General features: G+C 73.7%; 11 protein-coding genes. 1 reads left to right on the top strand and 10 read right to left on the bottom strand.

What is annotated here, in order from left to right; translation table 11 throughout:
* Positions 1-428: 428 nt before the first annotated feature.
* From ACIBK8_RS03615 to ACIBK8_RS03575, 9 genes are all read right to left on the bottom strand, one after another.
* Entirely contained in the window at positions 429-2,768 is a 2,340-nt protein-coding gene (locus tag ACIBK8_RS03615) for a xanthine dehydrogenase family protein molybdopterin-binding subunit (RefSeq protein ID WP_393685776.1), read from the bottom strand.
* Complete coding sequence (locus tag ACIBK8_RS03610; RefSeq protein ID WP_399039859.1) at positions 2,765-5,473, bottom strand: 2Fe-2S iron-sulfur cluster-binding protein; 2,709 nt, start codon at positions 5,471-5,473, stop codon at positions 2,765-2,767. The genes ACIBK8_RS03615 and ACIBK8_RS03610 overlap by 4 nt, the downstream gene beginning before the upstream one ends.
* A complete protein-coding gene (locus tag ACIBK8_RS03605) occupies positions 5,470-6,366 on the bottom strand; it encodes an FAD binding domain-containing protein (protein ID WP_399039858.1) in 897 nt (298 codons plus the stop codon). The genes ACIBK8_RS03610 and ACIBK8_RS03605 overlap by 4 nt, the downstream gene beginning before the upstream one ends.
* Positions 6,367-6,675: 309 nt before the next feature.
* Positions 6,676-8,340 carry a beta-N-acetylhexosaminidase gene (locus ACIBK8_RS03600; protein ID WP_399039856.1) on the bottom strand — a complete coding sequence of 555 codons (1,665 nt, stop codon included), beginning with the start codon at positions 8,338-8,340 and terminating at the stop codon, positions 6,676-6,678.
* Between the two features lie 4 nt (positions 8,341-8,344).
* Positions 8,345-9,202 (bottom strand): carbohydrate ABC transporter permease, encoded by an 858-nt coding sequence (locus ACIBK8_RS03595; protein ID WP_399039855.1) that lies wholly within the window; start codon positions 9,200-9,202, stop codon positions 8,345-8,347.
* Entirely contained in the window at positions 9,199-10,146 is a 948-nt protein-coding gene (locus ACIBK8_RS03590; protein ID WP_399039854.1) for a carbohydrate ABC transporter permease, read from the bottom strand. Before ACIBK8_RS03590 ends, ACIBK8_RS03595 begins: the two co-directional genes overlap by 4 nt.
* On the bottom strand, positions 10,143-11,441 hold the full coding sequence (locus ACIBK8_RS03585; protein WP_399039853.1) for an extracellular solute-binding protein: 1,299 nt from the start codon (positions 11,439-11,441) through the stop codon (positions 10,143-10,145). The genes ACIBK8_RS03590 and ACIBK8_RS03585 overlap by 4 nt, the downstream gene beginning before the upstream one ends.
* 280 nt (positions 11,442-11,721) lie before the next feature.
* Positions 11,722-12,027 (bottom strand): DUF3039 domain-containing protein, encoded by a 306-nt coding sequence (locus ACIBK8_RS03580; RefSeq protein WP_399039852.1) that lies wholly within the window; start codon positions 12,025-12,027, stop codon positions 11,722-11,724.
* On the bottom strand, positions 12,011-13,198 hold the full coding sequence (locus tag ACIBK8_RS03575; RefSeq protein WP_399039851.1) for an MFS transporter: 1,188 nt from the start codon (positions 13,196-13,198) through the stop codon (positions 12,011-12,013). The genes ACIBK8_RS03580 and ACIBK8_RS03575 overlap by 17 nt, the downstream gene beginning before the upstream one ends.
* A 182-nt stretch (positions 13,199-13,380) precedes the next feature.
* On the opposite strand from ACIBK8_RS03575, the gene ACIBK8_RS03570 reads away from it, so the two are divergent.
* Positions 13,381-14,346, top strand: a complete 966-nt coding sequence (locus ACIBK8_RS03570; RefSeq protein WP_399039850.1) for a LysR family transcriptional regulator — start codon at positions 13,381-13,383, stop codon at positions 14,344-14,346.
* 34 nt (positions 14,347-14,380) lie between these two features.
* Here the strand turns inward: ACIBK8_RS03570 and ACIBK8_RS03565 are convergent, their stop codons facing one another.
* A complete protein-coding gene (locus ACIBK8_RS03565; protein ID WP_399039849.1) occupies positions 14,381-15,052 on the bottom strand; it encodes a YqgE/AlgH family protein in 672 nt (223 codons plus the stop codon).
* Between the last annotated feature and the right edge of the window lie 117 nt (positions 15,053-15,169).

The following is a 15,169-nucleotide window of genomic DNA, read 5'->3' as shown; positions in this document are numbered from 1 at the left end:
TCATGCGGACAGTTGGAAAGCTATATCGGGAGCAACCCCTCGGACGTTCGAATCTCGTATCCTCCGCCAGCCCAGAGGGCCGGACCGCGGAAGCGGATCCGGCCCTGTTGCGGCGGACCTTGGTCCGTTCGATGCCCCCGCGCTGCTCGTCGCCGGATGGCGCGCCCGTCTCAGTTTCCGTCTCGTTCGTCGCCGTACGCGGCCGTCCAGAGCCGTTCTCCCTGCCCCTGTGGGCGAAGTTTCCGTACGCGACTGAACGCCAGTGAACCCGCCCGGATCACGCCCTGCCCAGCACGGACAAACCTGCAAAGCGAGTTACGTGGGTTCGAATCCCGCCACGGCCTCCGGTGCCCCTCAACAGGGGCCGCGCAAAGGGCGGTTCACCTACGGGTGGACCGCCCTTTCCGCCGTACGGCTCGGATTCCGGCTCAGCCGGTCTGCGTCGCCGCCTGTGCCACCGCCGCCTGCGGGCGGATCGGGAGGCGGCCGATGGGACGGCCGGTGGCCGCGCGGACCGCCGATGCCACCGCGGCGGGCGAGGTGACGACCGGGATGGCGCTGGCGGCCTTGGCGCCGAACGGTGCCACCACGTCGCGTTCCTCGACGAGCTTGACGATCCGGATGTCCGGGGCGTCCAGCGCCGTCGGCAGCGCGTAACCGGTCAGATCCGGGTGCCGCACCAGACCGCGGGTGGTCCGCAGGTTCTCCATGAGCGCGGCGCCCAGCCCCTGGGTGACCCCGGCCTCGATGCGCGCCCGCAGCTGCCGGGGGTTGAGCACCCGGCCGACGTCCTGCGCGACCGACATCTCCACGACCCGGATGGTGCCCAGTTCGATGTCGACGTCGGCGACGCAGCGGATCGCGCAGAAGGCGAGTCCGACGAAGGCGTCGCCCTGCCCGGTGTCGTCGAGCGGTTCGGTGGGGTGCGGCCGGCACTGGGCGGTGGCCCACAGTTCCTTGCCGTCCAGGGCCTCGGCGACGGTCGTGCTGAGCACTCCGTCATACGAGGTGATCTTGCCGTCGGTGATCTGCAGCAGCTCGGTGGACATCCCGAACTTGTGGGCCAGCGGCTGGAGAAGCTGCGTACGGACCATCTTGGCCGCCCGTTCGACGGCGCCGCCGGAGACCCAGGTGTGCCGTCCGTGGCAGGCGGGCCCGGCCGGCGGCTGGTCGGTGTCGACGGCGGCGACGCGGACCTCGTCCACGCCGAGCGTCTCCTGCACGATCTGCCGGGCCAGGGTGGAGAATCCGCCGCCGGTCTCGACCGCGGAGCAGATGACGGTGGCGACGGAGCCGCTGACCTTGACCGTCGCGGTGGACACCTCGTCGGCGCCCTCGGCGCCCAGCATGTGCACCATGCCGAGTGCGTAGCCGACGCCGCGGCGCACCGCGCCCGGCTCCCCCGCGCCCTCGGGGCCGCCCGGAAGCAGCCACTCCGCTTCGGGGGTGTCCTTGGGCAGGTCCGGCAGCGGCGCTTCCTTGACGGCGCGCAGCAGTTCGGCGACCGGTGCGGGGCAGGTGACCGTCTGCCCCGTGGGCAGCAGATCACCGGTGGCCATCACATTGCGCCTGCGGATCTCGTCGGGATCGAGCCCCAGCCTCGCCGCCAGCTTGTCCATCTGGCCCTCGTGGGCCGCGCAGACCTGGAGGGCGCCCTCACCGCGCATGTGTCCCGACGGCGGGTTGTTGGTGCGCACCGCCCAGCCCTCGATCACGGCGTGCGGCACGACGTACGGGCCGCAGGCGAAGGAGACGGCGGCGGCCAGCGCATCGGCCGAGGTGTCCGCGTAGGCACCGGCATCCATCAGGATCTGCGCCTCCACCTTCACCAACTGGCCTTCGCCGTCGGCGTGGTGGCGGTAGCGCAGCAGGGTGGGGTGGCGGTGTGCATGGGCGAGGAAGGACTCCTCGCGGGTGGCGGCGAGCTTGACGGGGCAGCCGGTCCGCAGGGCGAGCAGCCCCAGGGAGAGCTGAATGCCGGGGTCCTCCCGGTCGGCGGTCGCCCCTGGCACGCCGGTCACCACGACCTTGACGCGCTCCGGGTCGAGGCCGAAGGAGGCGGCGGCCAGGTCACGGTCGGTGTGCGGGTCGGTGGACGCGGTGTAGATCTCCACCCCGCCGTCGGGCCGCGGCACGGCGAGCCCGGCCTCGGCCCCGATGGGCGCCGGGTCCTGACGCCCGATCCGGTAGAGCCCCTCGACCATCACCTCACCGACCGCATCGGCGTCACCGAAGCGGAGCGGGATGTGCCGGATGAGGTTGCCGTCCGGGTGCAACGGCTCGGCCTCGAAGGCGAGTTGCGGGTCGGTGACGGCGTCCAGCAGCTCGTACTCGACGGCGATGGCGGCGGCGGCGAGCCGGGCGGTGTCGGGGTGGTCGGCGGCGACCGCGGCGATCGGCTCGCCGTGGTGGCGCACCTCGTCCTTGGCGAACACCGGCCGGTCGGCGGTGCCCCGGCCGTGCCCGGCGTCGCCCGGTACATCCTCGTGCGTGATGACGGCCCGCACCCCGGGCATCTCGGCGGCCTGCCGGGTGTCGAGGGACACGATCCGCGCGCGCGGGTGCGGGGAGCGCAGCACCGCGGCCCACAGCAGGCCCTCGGCCCACAGGTCGGCGGCGTACGGGAACGTCCCCTGGGTCTTCGCCGGGGCGTCGGCGGGCGGCAGGGAGACGCCCAGGCCGTGCGGCGGCGGCTCGACGGGGGGAATCGGGATGCCGGCCGGAGGGGTCGCGGTGGCGGCTCCGGCTCCGTCGGTCGTACCGCTCATGCGGGGCCTCCCGTCTGCGGATCGGCGCCCGGCCCCTGGTGGTGCGGCCCGTGCGGGTCGCCGGGCCGGTGGCCGGTGTGCTCGTTCTCGTGCGCTGCCGGGTCGTGCGGGGCACGGCCCTCGGGGTCGGCGGGGCCGGCCTGGTGGGGGATGCGGGCGGTGTCGTCCGCGGCGGCCTCCGGGGCGGCTGCCGCCTCGGACGCCTGGGCGCGGGCCTGGACGACCGCGTCGACGGCGTCCAGCACCCCGCGGTAGCCGGAACAGCGGCAGAGGTTGCCGCACAGCGCCTTGCGGGTCTCCAGTTCGCTGGGGGCGTGGTTGCCCTCCAGCAGGTCGTGCACCGTCATCGCCATGCCCGGTACGCAGAATCCGCACTGCACCGCACCGGATTCGGCGAGCGCGCGCTGCACGTCGGACGGCGCGCCGTTCTGCGCCAGACCCTCGACCGTGCGGACCTCGCAACCGGCCGTCGTGGCCGCCGGCACCAGGCAGGAGGCGACCAGACGGCCGTCCACCTGGACCGAGCAGGCCCCGCACTCCCCTTGCGAACAGCCGTCCTTGGCCCCGGCGAGGCCGAGCCGCTCCCGCAGGACGTAGAGCAGCGACTCGCCGATCCACGCGTCGGTGACCGGCCGGTCGGCGCCGTTGACCCGCAGCACGTACGAGGCGTGCGGGTGCTCATCGGCATAGGCGTCGGAGCTCGCGGCGAGGTCGGGGTCGTGGTGCGGGACGACCTGGGGGGCGCCTTCGGGGGCAGCTTCGGGGTCGGCGTGCGGGTCGGAATCCGGGACGGGGTCCGGGGTGGCGCGTGCCGCGTCGGTGGCCGGTCCCGGCAGCTCGCCGTGTCCGGCGGCCAGGCCGTCACTCTCGGCGGCAACTGCCGCACCGCTGGGGGGAGTTGACCCGGGTTTGGCCGCGGCGTGACCGTCACCGGGCGCGGCCGGGGCCGCACCGGCCTCCGGGACGGGGCGGCCGGACGGGTCGTCGAGGACGGACGGGTCGGTCACGGCGCCCACCGGGCCGGCGTCGGCGGCAACGGCCGCGCCCGCCGCCGTCATTGCCGCACCGGCGGCGTCATCGGGCTCGCCGTGCGCACCCGGCGCCGAGGGCTCGGGCGGCGCGAAGGCCCCGCCGACGGCGTCGCCTTCACCGCTCCCGGCGTCGCCCCCGAGGCCATCCGCCTCCGGGGCCACGGTCGCTTCCGGGACCGCGCCGGCCGCATCGGCCACCGGGGCGGCGTCCGCGTGCTCCGGCTCCTGCTGCGGCTGCTGCTGCGCGGCCGGCTCCTGCTGCGCGGCCGTTCCCGCGGGCCCGGCCTGGGGTACGTCCGTCCCGTCGGGGGTCTCCGGCGCCGCTTCGGGTGCCGGTGCCGCCGTGCCGGGGTGCGGCCCTTCGTAGGGCGCCGCCTCGTACGCCGGGTACGTGCCGTATCCGGTCCCGTGCGCCGCTCCGGTCGTGAACCCGCCCGATGTGTCCGGCTGTTCGTCGCGTGCCGCCGGGACCGCCCACGAGGATCCGCCGACCGGCGCGCCGCCTTCGGTGCCGTCCGCCGGGCCGTGGTCCGGTACGACCGGTGCCTCGGTCGTGTCGTGCCGGGGCGCGGCCTCAGCGGCCGGCGGCCACTGGGCCAGGGCGTCGGCCGGCAGCGACCAGTGCCCGGTCGTGCCGCCCGTCGGGGCCTCGGGGACGGCCGGGCCCCTCCCGTAGGGGTCGTCCGCCCGGTGCGCGTCGTCCTGGCCCGGCAGGCCGCCGCCCGGCGCGTACGGATCGTCCGCGATGCCGCCGAACAGCGGGTCCTGCGCCATGAGGTGGCCCGCCGGGTCCGGGACGGCCGGGATGTCCGTGCCGTCCGGAACGTGGCCGGTGGGCGCCTGTTCCGTGGGGAAGTGCTGGTGGACGGGCTGCTGTCCGGCGCCGTGGCCCGTGTCGTGCGCGGCGCCGCCGTCGTGGTGACCGACGTCCTGCCCGGCGCTCTGCGGGGTGCCTGACGTGCCGCCGTAGAGGCCGTGCGCGCCGCCGTAGGTGTCGCCGGAGTGCCCGTAGCCGACGGCCTGGCCGCCGTAGGTGTCGCCGGACGCCCCGTAGGTGAGGCCCTGACCGTAGGTGTCGCCGGAGCGGGCGTAGCCCTGGCCGGGGTCGCCGTAGCCGCCCTGCCCCGGGTGGCCCGGATGCCCGGTCGGGCCGTCGTTGCCGACGAGGTATTCGCCGGACTCCTCCAGGACGTCGTCCGGCGCGGCGGGTACCGACCACGGTCCGCCGCCTGCCGCCTCCGCGCTGCCCGCGACCGGCCAGTCGACCGTGTCGCCGCCCCACTGCCGGTCGCCCCCGGGCGCGTTGCCCGGGTGGCCCGCCGACGGGTCCTGGTGCGGGGCGTCCTGGGCCGGGTAGCCGGCCGACGGGTCGGCGTATCCGGCGGAAGGACCCGCGAACGGCATCGTCCACTGGCCGGTGGCCGACGGATCGGTACCGGCACCGGCGATCGGCGGGGTGAAGGAAGCCGGCGGGACGTAGCCGTGGCCGGGTGCGGCGAGCGGGTCGGCGCCGGGCGCGTAGTAGTCACCCGGTGTACCGGCGCCGCCCAGGGCCCCGGTGGTGAAGCCTTCGGGCAGCTGCACGAAGGCCGTTGCCTCCTGCTCGTACTCGCCGCCCTGCGGCAGTGGCTGCCAGCCCTGTTCGGGCTGCTGCCTGCGGTTGTCTTCGCTCACGAGAGCGCCCTCCCAAGTGCGCGGCGGGCCAGGGCTGCCACCGTACGGCGCAGGTGCAGCGCGGCGGGCGGCAGGGTCTGCGGCTCGGAGCCGTCCTGCGGCGGCGCCGGGTCGGGGATGCAGGCGGCGGCGACGTAGTCACCGAAGGCCGCCAGCGCCTCCGGAACCAGGCCGCGTTCGCCGTCCCAGTCGATGAGGGATGCCACCCACTGCTCGGCCTCCAGGGGGCGCAGCGGCATCGCGGCGACCGCGCCCACCGCGCAGCGCACGCCGCGCCTGGCCGGGTCGAGCACCAGCGCGACGGACGCGGTGGCGCGGCCGGGGCCGGTGCGGCCGGTGGCCTTGAGGAAGGTCTGCGGGGCGTGCAGCAGCGGCACCCGTACGTAGCCGACGAGTTCGCCGGGCCGCAGCATCTCGCGGCCGGCCAGGAGGTGGCTGACCGGGATCTCGCGCCGGTCACCCCCGGGGCCCGCGATGATCAGGGTGGCTTCCAGGGCGGCGAGCACCGGAAGGGTGTCACCGGTCGGCGCGGAGCTGACGATGTTGCCGCCGAGCGTCCCCGCGTTGCGGATCTGCGGCGGGCCCGCCGCGCGGGCGGCGGCGGCGAGTCCCGGGATCAGCGCGGCGAAGTCGGGGCGTCCCATCCGGGCGAGGGTGAGTCCGGCGCCGAGCAGCGCGTGCCCGTCCTGGTACTGCCAGCCGCGGATTTCGCTGATCCGGGCGAGGCCCACCAGTCCTGCCGGTCTGAGGAGTCCGGCGTTGACCGCCGCCATGAGATCGGTGCCGCCCGCGACGGGTACGGCGGCGGGCATGGCGGTGAGCGCCGCCACCGCCTCGTCGAGCGAGGCCGGCAACGTCACCGTGTGCGACGCCTGCGGTGCGTGCATGGTCAAGCCAGCTGCCCCTTCCCCGGTGTCCCGGCAGTTCCGCTCCGCCGTACGGTACGTGCTCACGGCCCGGACGTGGCAACTCTGGCACATCTTCCCGGGCCCACGGCGCGAGGGTCCACGAAGCGGTATTCCGTCCCCGACGGGGGTGCTGGTCCGGTTTCGTCCGCCGTGCCGAAGACCCCGAAGGAGGCGCGGTGGGCCCCCTGGTGGTGCGTCGAGCGTGTGCGTCCTGCGGTGCGGGCCGCCCGTGCGGCGGTGCGCGGACCACAGTCCCAGGGACCGGCCGCACGGGCGCCCTCCTTGCACTCGGGCTCACACGTTTGGGGGCGCCCCCTCGATCGGGCGTCCGAGCAGTCCGGGGCGCTTCTGCCAAGGGAGCGGGCCGGTGGGCGGGCGGTAGGCGACGCCGAGCGCGTCGAGCCTGCGGTAGTGGACGGTCATCCGCCGGGTGAATTCCTGGTAGTCGCGGTCCTGCGGGGGCGGCAGCTGCGACCAGGCGACCTCGGCGAACGCGGCGAGGCGCGGAAAGACCTGGTAGTCGATGCGCTCCCGGCTCTCCAGGACCTCGGTCCAGACGTTGGCCTGGGTGCCGAGCACGTGCGCCGCCTCGCGGCCCGTCAGCTGGGGCGGCAGCGGATCAAAGCGGTAGACGTCCTCCAGGGTCCGCACGAAGCCGAGCGGCACCGGCTCGTCGGGGCCCGCGTGCTGACGGTGGTCCAGATAGACCTGCTGCTCGGGGCAGATGACGACGTCGTGGCCCGCGCGGGCGGCGGCGATCCCGCCCGCGTAGCCGCGCCAGGAGGCGACGGTGGCGCCCTGGGCGAGGCCGCCTTCGAGGATCTCGTCCCAGCCGATGAGCCGCCTGCCGCGGTCGGCGAGCCAGCGGTCGAAGTGCCGGATGAACCAGCTCTGCAGCCCGTCCTCGCCGTCGAGACCGAGTTCGGCGATGCGCGCCTGCGCGGTGGCGGACGCCTTCCACTGGTCCTTGGGGCATTCGTCGCCGCCGATGTGCACGAACGGCGAGGGGAAGAGTTCCAGCACCTCCTCCAGGACCTCTTCGTAGAAGCGGAGGGTGTTGTCAGTGGGGGCGAGTACGTTCGGGTTGACGCCCCAGGTGTCCCAGACCTTCAGGGAGGTGGTGTCGATGACGTCGGTGTTGCCGAGTTCGGGGTATGCCGCGATGGCGGCCTGCGCGTGGCCGGGAATGTCGATCTCCGGGACGACGCTGATATGCCGCTGGGCGGCGTACGCGACGATCTCGCGGATGTCGTCCTGGGTGTAGTAACCGCCGTACGGGCGTTCGTCCCAGAGCGGGGAGGCCCGGTGGCCGAGCTTGGTGCGTTCGCGCCAGCCGCCGGTCCTGGTGAGTTCGGGGTGGCGGGCGATCTCGATGCGCCAGCCCTGGTCGTCGGTGAGGTGCAGGTGCAGGACGTTCAGCTTGTGCGCGGCCAGCAGGTCGATCCAGCGCAGCACGCCGTCCTTGGGCGTGAAGTGCCGGGCGACGTCGAGCATCATGCCGCGCCAGCCGAAGCGGGGGGCGTCCTCGACGCGGAGGGCCGGCAGGGCCCAGGCGCGGACGTCCGGGGCGAGCGGGGCCCGCCGGAAGGCGTCGGGGCCGAGGAGTTGACGGAGGGTCTGGGCCCCCCAGAACAGCCCGGCTTCGCCGCCGCCCTCCAGGGTGACGAGCCCTTCCCCGATGGCGAGGCGGTAGCCCTCCGGCCCGAGACCGCTCCCGGTCTCCGGTGTGACGCGCAGCAGGATGCGGCTGGTGCAGCCGGCGTGATGGGGCGGCAGCGGCAGTCCGGTGGCGGCGCCGACGGTGGCCCGCAGCCACTGCGCGACGAAACCGGCGCCCGCCTGCGCCTCGATCCCGGTGCCCTCGTCCAGCAGGCAGCCCGCGCCGCCGTCCGTACGGGCACCGGCCCGGCGCGGAAGCGGAATGACGTGGTGTGCCGTGGTGCCTTCGGTGTCGTTCATGCCATCAGCCCTTCACCGCGCCGCCGAGGCCCGAGACCAGTCGGCGCTGTACGAGTACGAAGAAGACGAGCACGGGGATGGTCATCACGGTCGATGCCGCCATGATGCCGCCCCAGTCGTTCTCGTCCGGTTTGAAGAAGACGAGGAGTGCCATGGGGAGCGTGGAGTTCTCGGTGGCGCTGATCAGGAAGGACTTGGCGAACAGGAAGTCGTTCCAGGTGGAGATGAAGGAGAAGACGCTGGTCGCGATGAGTCCGGGGAGGACGAGCGGGAAGAGGATCTGCCACAGGAAGCGGGCGCGGCTCGCGCCGTCCAGGTAGGCGGCCTCCTCCAGGGCTTCCGGTACCGCCTTGACGAAGCCGCGCAGCATCCAGATGGCGAACGGGAGGGAGAAGGCGAGGTGCGGGAGGATCAGTGAGCCGAGGGTGTTGAGGCCGATGCCGGGCACCGCCCCGCCGAGGTCCCGCATCAGGAAGAACAGCGGGATGGTGAGCGCCTCGACCGGCACCATCTGCGCGACCAGGAACATGATGAGCAGCGTCGTACGGAACCGGAAGCGGAAGCGGGTCACGGCGGTGGCGGCGAGGAACGCGATCAGGGCCGAGGCGAGGACCACGACTCCCGCGACGAACAGGCTGTTGAGGAAGTAGCGGCCGAAATCCTGCTGTTGGAAGACGCGCCGGAAGGCGTCGAGCGACGGGTCGAGGGTCCAGGGTCGCGGCGTGCTCGACTGCACCTCCCCCGCCGGTTTGAAGGCCGACAGCACCATCCAGTAGAGCGGGAAGGCGACGGCGGCGGCGATGAGCAGCGCACCGGCCTCCGCGGCGAGCCGCCAGGGCCTGCGGATGCGGGGAGTTCTCATAGTTCCTCCCCTTGGCGGCGCAGCAGTCGCAGATAGCCGAGCGACACCGCGAGCAGGATCAGCAGCATCACGACGCCGATCGCCGAGCCGAGGCTGTACTGCGCGGAGGCGAAGGCGGTTTGGTAGGCGTAGACGTTCAGGACGAGGTTCTGTTTGGCGATGCCGCCGCCGTTGGTCATGACGTAGATCTGGGTGAAGACCTTGAAGTCCCAGATCACCGACTGGAGGGTGACGACGACGAGAATCGGCCGCAGCATCGGGGCCAGCACGCTGCGCCAGATCCGCCACTGCGAGGCGCCGTCCAGGGCCGCGGCCTCCAGCACCTCGCCGGGTATCGCGCGGATCCCGGCGTAGACGGTGACCATCACGAACGGGAAGGAGCACCAGACGACTTCGAGGAGGACCAGCGCGAAGGCGGTGTAGCGGTCGTAGGTCCAGGAGTAGTGGGCGAAGCCGCTCAGGCCGATGGCCGAAAGGACCTTGTCGACCGGGCCGAAGTCGGGGTCGAAGAGGAAGAGCCAGACCGTGGAGCCGGTGATGGCGGGGGTGGCCCAGGCCCCGAGCGCGGCGAGCATCAGGGCGAGCCTGGGCAGCGCGCGGATCCGGGTGAGGAGGACGGCGAGTGCGCAGCCGACGGCCAGCGTGGCCAGGACGCAGGAGCCCGCGAACAGCACGGTGGCCAGGAGGACCTGCCAGAATCTGCCGTCGCTGAACAGCGTGGCGTAGTTCCCGAGCCCCTGGAAGGTGGTCGGTTCGCCGCCGCTGACCTGTGCCTGGGTGTATTCGAGTAACGAGATCAGGCCGAGTTGGTAGATGGGGTAGACCAGCAGTCCGCCGAGGACGATCAGCGCGGGGGCGAGATACAGCCAGGGTGTCCAGCCGCCGCTGCGTCTCTTACCGGTACGGGTGGTGCGTGCGGGGCTCAGGATGCTCGCGCCGCTCACTTGCGGAAGACCTCGTTCATCGCCTGCGCGGCGGCGTCGGCGGCGGTGTCGATGTCCTTCCGGCCGCTGACGATCTGCTGGAACATGGTCGGCAGCACCTGCGAGGCGTCGATGGCGCCCCAGCCGGGCGACGCGGGCACGAACTCGGCGCCGGCGTCCAGGGTGTTGACGAAGGGCGCGAGGTAGGGCCGGCGGGCGGCGGCCTCGGCCCGTACGTCGGTGAAGGTGGGCAGGAAGCCCATCGCGTCGAACAGTGCGCGCTGGGTCTTCTTCCCCGCCAGCTGCTTCATCAGGCCGACGGCGAGGGTGCGGTGGCCGCTGCTCTTGAGGACGCCGATGTTGTTGCCGCCCGCGAAGGCCGGCGCTATCTCGCCCTTGCGGACGCCGGGCAGCGGGACGACGGCGTAGTGGCCCTTGGCCTTGCCCGCCTCGACGGCCTGGTGGTTGAAGTCGCCGCCGATGGCCATGCCCGCCTTGCCGGACGCGAAGGCGGTGACGGTGTCGTTGCCGCCCATGTCCGCGCACTTCGACGCCGGGCAGTTGTCGTCGCCGAACAGGCCGGTGTAGGCGGCGATGCCCTTCTTCGCCGCGGGGCTGTTGACGGCCGCGGTGTAGCGGCCGTCCTTGCGGGTGGCGAGTTCGCCGCCGGCCGCCCAGATGAAGGGCATCGCGCCGTAGGTGTAGGCGCCGCCGACCGCCAGGCCGTACATATCGGGCCTGGCCCGGTGGATCTTCTCGGCGGCGGTGGCGAGTTGGTCCTGGGTGGTGGGGGGTGCGAGGTGCAGGTCCTTGAAGACGTCGGTGCGGTAGTAGAGCGCGCGGACGCCGACGAACAGCGGTGCGCCGTAGATCTTGCCGTCCACGGTCACCGACCGTTTGGCGGTGGCGTCGGTGTCCTTGGCCTCCGGCCAGGCGCCGAACTCCTCGGTGACGTCGGCGAGTCCGCCGTCCTTGACGTAGCCGGCGGTGTCGGTGTTGCCGTACTCGATCACGTCGGGGGCGCTCGCGGGATCGTTGAAGGCGGCCTTGATGCGTTCGGCGCGGGTGTCGACGGGGATGTAGTCGACGGTGACCTTGACGCCCTTGTGGGCGGCGGTGAAGGCCGAGACGGCCTGCTGGACCGCCTTCTCCTTGGGGGTGTTGTCGACCTCGCGGAAGAGCCAGACGCGCACGGTGCCGGTCGCGGCGTCACCTGCGGCGCCGGGGCCCGCGGTGGACGGTGCGCAGGCGGTGACGGTGAGCGCGGTCAGGGCAAGTGCCGCGGCTGCGGCGGATGTTCGAGCAGAGAGGTGCATGGCAGAACCCTCCGATTCGTTATTGCAACATGCGCAACGGTCGTTTCGCAGTGCACAATTCACAGGAGATTAAGGGTGGTTGCCCGGCCGGACAAGGGATCATCAGAGGTCTCCACCACTCCGTGACCGGCACCCGCCCCGCCCCCGGGCACGACGAAGGGCCCGGGTCCATGAAAGACCCGGGCCCTCGCCCTGCGACTGCCTGCGCCGGAGGCCGCTCACCCCCGCGGGCGGCGTACCCGTACGCGCACGGCCCGGCCCGCCGCGGCGGGCCTGACGGCTACTTCTTGCCGCCGTCCTTACCGCCCTTGCCGCCCTTGTCCTTGTCGCCACCGGCGCCCATGGACTCGTAGATCTCCTTGCACATCGGACAGACCGGGTACTTCTTCGGGTCGCGGCCCGGTACCCAGACCTTCCCGCACAGCGCCACGACGGGCGTGCCGTCCAGCGCGCTCGCCATGATCTTGTCCTTCTGGACGTAGTGGGCGTAGCGCTCGTGGTCTCCGTCGCCGTGCGACACCTGCGGTGTCGGCTCTACGAGGGTTCCCGTACCTGCCCCGCGCTCGGGCTCAAGAGGAGTGCTCATAACTGCCAAGGGTACTCACGCGCCCGGCAACCCGGGAGCGTCGACCCGCCGCCCCGTGCACGACGAGACCCAGGGCCGCCACCCCGGCCGCGACCCACGGCAGCGCGTACGGCGCGAGACCCGCGGCCAGCGCGAGGCCGCCCAGCGCGGAGCCGACCGCACTGCCCAGATAGAGCGCCGAGTTGTTCAGCGCGAGAACGATCGGACCGCGGTCCGCGCTCAGCTCCAGCAGCCGGTGCTGCTGGGGCACCTGGAACGCCCAGCCCGCCGCCCCCCAGGCGACCAGCAGGGCCACCGCACCGGGCAGCGCCACCGACGCCAGCGAAGGCAGCAGCGCCTGCGCCGCGACGACCATCACCAGCAGCACGCCGACCAGCACACGGACCCGGCCCTTCGTACGGTCCACCAGCGGACCGGCCAGCACACTGCCGAGCACCCCGCCCGCGCCCCAGGCCCAGAGGTACGGCGCGACCTCGCCGACCCCGCCGGCCGCGGCCAGCACCGGCGCCAGGTAGGTGTAGAGCCCGAGGCTGGCGACCGCGGCGAGGAACGACACCCCGACGACCGGTGCCACCGCGCGGTCGGTGAGCGCGGTGAGCCGGGCGCGCACCGGCACCGCGGGCCCGGCGGGCACCGGCGGCAGCAGTCCGGCCAGACCGGCGAGCGCGACCACGCCGAGGCCGGTGACCAGCCACATCGTGGCGCGCCACCCCGCGTGTTCGGCCAGCAGTACGCCCAGCGGCACCCCCAGGACGGTGCCCGCGCTCATCCCGCCCATCACCAGCGCCAGCGCGCGTCCGCGCCGCTCGGGCGGCACCAGCGCGGCGGCGGCTGCCGTGGAGAGCGCCGAGTACACCCCGGCCCCGGCACCCGCGACCACCCGGGCGGCGAGCAGCCCGCCCAGCGAAGGCGCCACCGCGGTCAGCGCGTTGCCGAGCGTGAACACGGCCAGCGCGGCGATGAGCAGCACCCGCGGGCGCACCCCGGACAGCAGCCCGGCGACCAGGGGCGCCGAGATCGCGTACGCCAGGGTGAAGACCGTCACCAGTTGGCCGGCCAGCGAGACCCGGGTGCCGATGTCGTCGGCGAGCACCGGCAGCAGCCCCGCCATCACATAGGCGTCCAGGCCGAGGGTGAAGGCCCCCAGCGTCAGCAGCAAGACCTTGCGCACCTGCTCAACTCCCCTGATCGTCCGGGGCTTCGAAGGCCCCGGCTCACACCGACCGGGGAAACGTAGGCACTCTCCGGATGCTCGGGGAAATGCCCGCGGCGGTGCACTTATGCTGGTGCGGCATGAATGCGGAGCGCGCCGGAGAGCGGCACGTGACAGCCGGGACGGACAGGGGCGCACCGATGAAGCCGGACGACAGGGACGGACACCCCGTGGACACCGCGCCACGGACGCCGGACGCGCCCGACGTCCTCGACGGCCTGCGGGGCATCGAGCTGCGGCACCTGCGCGGCTTCCTCGCCGTCGCCGACGAGCGCAGCTTCACGCACGCCGCGGCCCGGCTGCGGATCGGCCAGCCCGCGCTGACCCGGACCGTCCGCGCCCTCGAAGCGACGCTCGGCGCCCGGCTCCTCGACCGGACCACCCGCCGCGTCGAACTGACCGAGGCAGGCCGCAGGCTGCACGCCGACCTCGCGCCGCTGCTCCCCCGGCTGGCCGCCGCGCTGCACCCCGCGGGCCCGGCCGCCCTGCGCCTCGGCTTCACCTCGCTGCTGCCCGACGCCTGCGCCTCGCTCGCCGCGCGGTTCAAGGCGGCGAGCGGCGCCGGAGTCCGGCTGGTGCGCCGGGACTCGCCGCTCGCGGGCCTGGAGAGCGGGGAGTGCGACATCGCCGTGGTGCGCGGCGACGTACCCGCGGACGCCGCGCTGCGCACCACGGTGCTGCTGCACGAGGCACGGGTCGCCGCGCTCTCCCGTACGGCGGCCACCGCCCGGCAGGAGACGCGCCCGGGGGAGGCGGCTGCCGTGCGGGCGGTGGCCGGGCGCCGGGTCCTGGACTGGGCCGAGCTGGCGGACCTGCCGCTGGTGGTCAACACCGTCACCGGCAGCACCCGCCCCGAACTGTGGCCCGCGGACCGGCGCCCGCAACTCGCCTGTACGGCGGGGAACTTCGACGAATGGCTGGAAGCCGTCGCCGCGGGGCACGGCGTGGGGGTGGCCCCGGAGTCCGTCGCCCGGCGGCACAGCCATCCCGGGATCCGCTACGTCCGCCTGAAGAACGCGCCGCCGGTGCCGGTACGTCTCGCCGTCCCGGCCCGCGACACCCACCCGCTGGCGGAGCGGTTCTTCGCCCTCGCCCTCGTGCCCTGAGGCACGGCGGCACGGGGCCCGCCCGGCGAAATCGTCAGTTCAGCGATGGGTCGTCCGGATATGTGGCGACCATCGCCAGTTCGTTGCGCTGCCGCCGCAGGACCGCGCGCCAGAGCTGTTCGGGGTCGGGCGACGAGACGTCGCCCGGTTCGGAATCGACGACGTACCAGGCGCCTTCGACCAGTTCGTCCTCCAGCTGGCCAGGCCCCCAGCCCGCGTAGCCCGCGAAGATCCGCAGGCTGCCCAGCACCGTGGCCAGCAGTTCCGGCGGGGTCTCCAGGTCCACCAGGCCGATCGCGCCGTGCACCCGGCGCCACCCCAGCGGCTCCTCGCCCGGCATACCGCCGTGCGGGGCGTCCGCCCGCGCCCCGGCCGCGGCGGTCTCGGCCGCTTCGGGCCGTACGCCGCTCTCCAGGGTGGCGACGCCGTCCGCGCCGGACAGGCCGCCGGGGATGACCGCGACACCCAGCGCGGAGTCCAGCGAGACCGGGCCGCCCTGGAAGACCACTCCCGGATCGCCCGCCAGCGCCGCCCAGGGCGCGAGGATGTCGCCGACCCCCACCGGGGTGGGGCGGTTGAGGACCACGCCGAGCGAGCCCTCCTCGTCGTGATCGAGGAGCAGCACCACCGCGCGGTCGAAATTCGGGTCGGCGAGCGCGGGCGTCGCGACGAGCAGCCGGCCTGTGAGCGAGGACACCTCGGTCATGGCGACATGATCCCGCACTTCGGCCCGGAGCGGGGAGTCAACGCCAGGACCCGTGCGAGAGCAGGGCAGGGCGTACGGCGGCAGCACCGGCGCACATCACTACCGACAGAAGACACA

It is taken from the genome of Streptomyces sp. NPDC050161 (assembly GCF_044460025.1).
Taxonomy (GTDB): Bacteria; Actinomycetota; Actinomycetes; order Streptomycetales; family Streptomycetaceae; genus Streptomyces.
This window is presented reverse-complemented; position numbering and strand designations above follow the sequence as displayed.

Excerpts from the sequence above, each read along its gene's own strand:
- ACIBK8_RS03615 (WP_393685776.1), bottom strand. The coding sequence starts at position 2,768 with ATGAGCGGTACGACCGACGGAGCCGGAGCCGCCACCGCGACCCCTCCG.
- ACIBK8_RS03600 (WP_399039856.1), bottom strand. The coding sequence starts at position 8,340 with ATGAACGACACCGAAGGCACCACGGCACACCACGTCATTCCGCTTCCG.
- ACIBK8_RS03595 (WP_399039855.1), bottom strand. The coding sequence starts at position 9,202 with ATGAGAACTCCCCGCATCCGCAGGCCCTGGCGGCTCGCCGCGGAGGCC.
- ACIBK8_RS03585 (WP_399039853.1), bottom strand. The coding sequence starts at position 11,441 with ATGCACCTCTCTGCTCGAACATCCGCCGCAGCCGCGGCACTTGCCCTG.
- ACIBK8_RS03580 (WP_399039852.1), bottom strand. The coding sequence starts at position 12,027 with ATGAGCACTCCTCTTGAGCCCGAGCGCGGGGCAGGTACGGGAACCCTC.
- ACIBK8_RS03570 (WP_399039850.1), top strand. The coding sequence starts at position 13,381 with ATGAAGCCGGACGACAGGGACGGACACCCCGTGGACACCGCGCCACGG.
- ACIBK8_RS03565 (WP_399039849.1), bottom strand. The coding sequence starts at position 15,052 with ATGACCGAGGTGTCCTCGCTCACAGGCCGGCTGCTCGTCGCGACGCCC.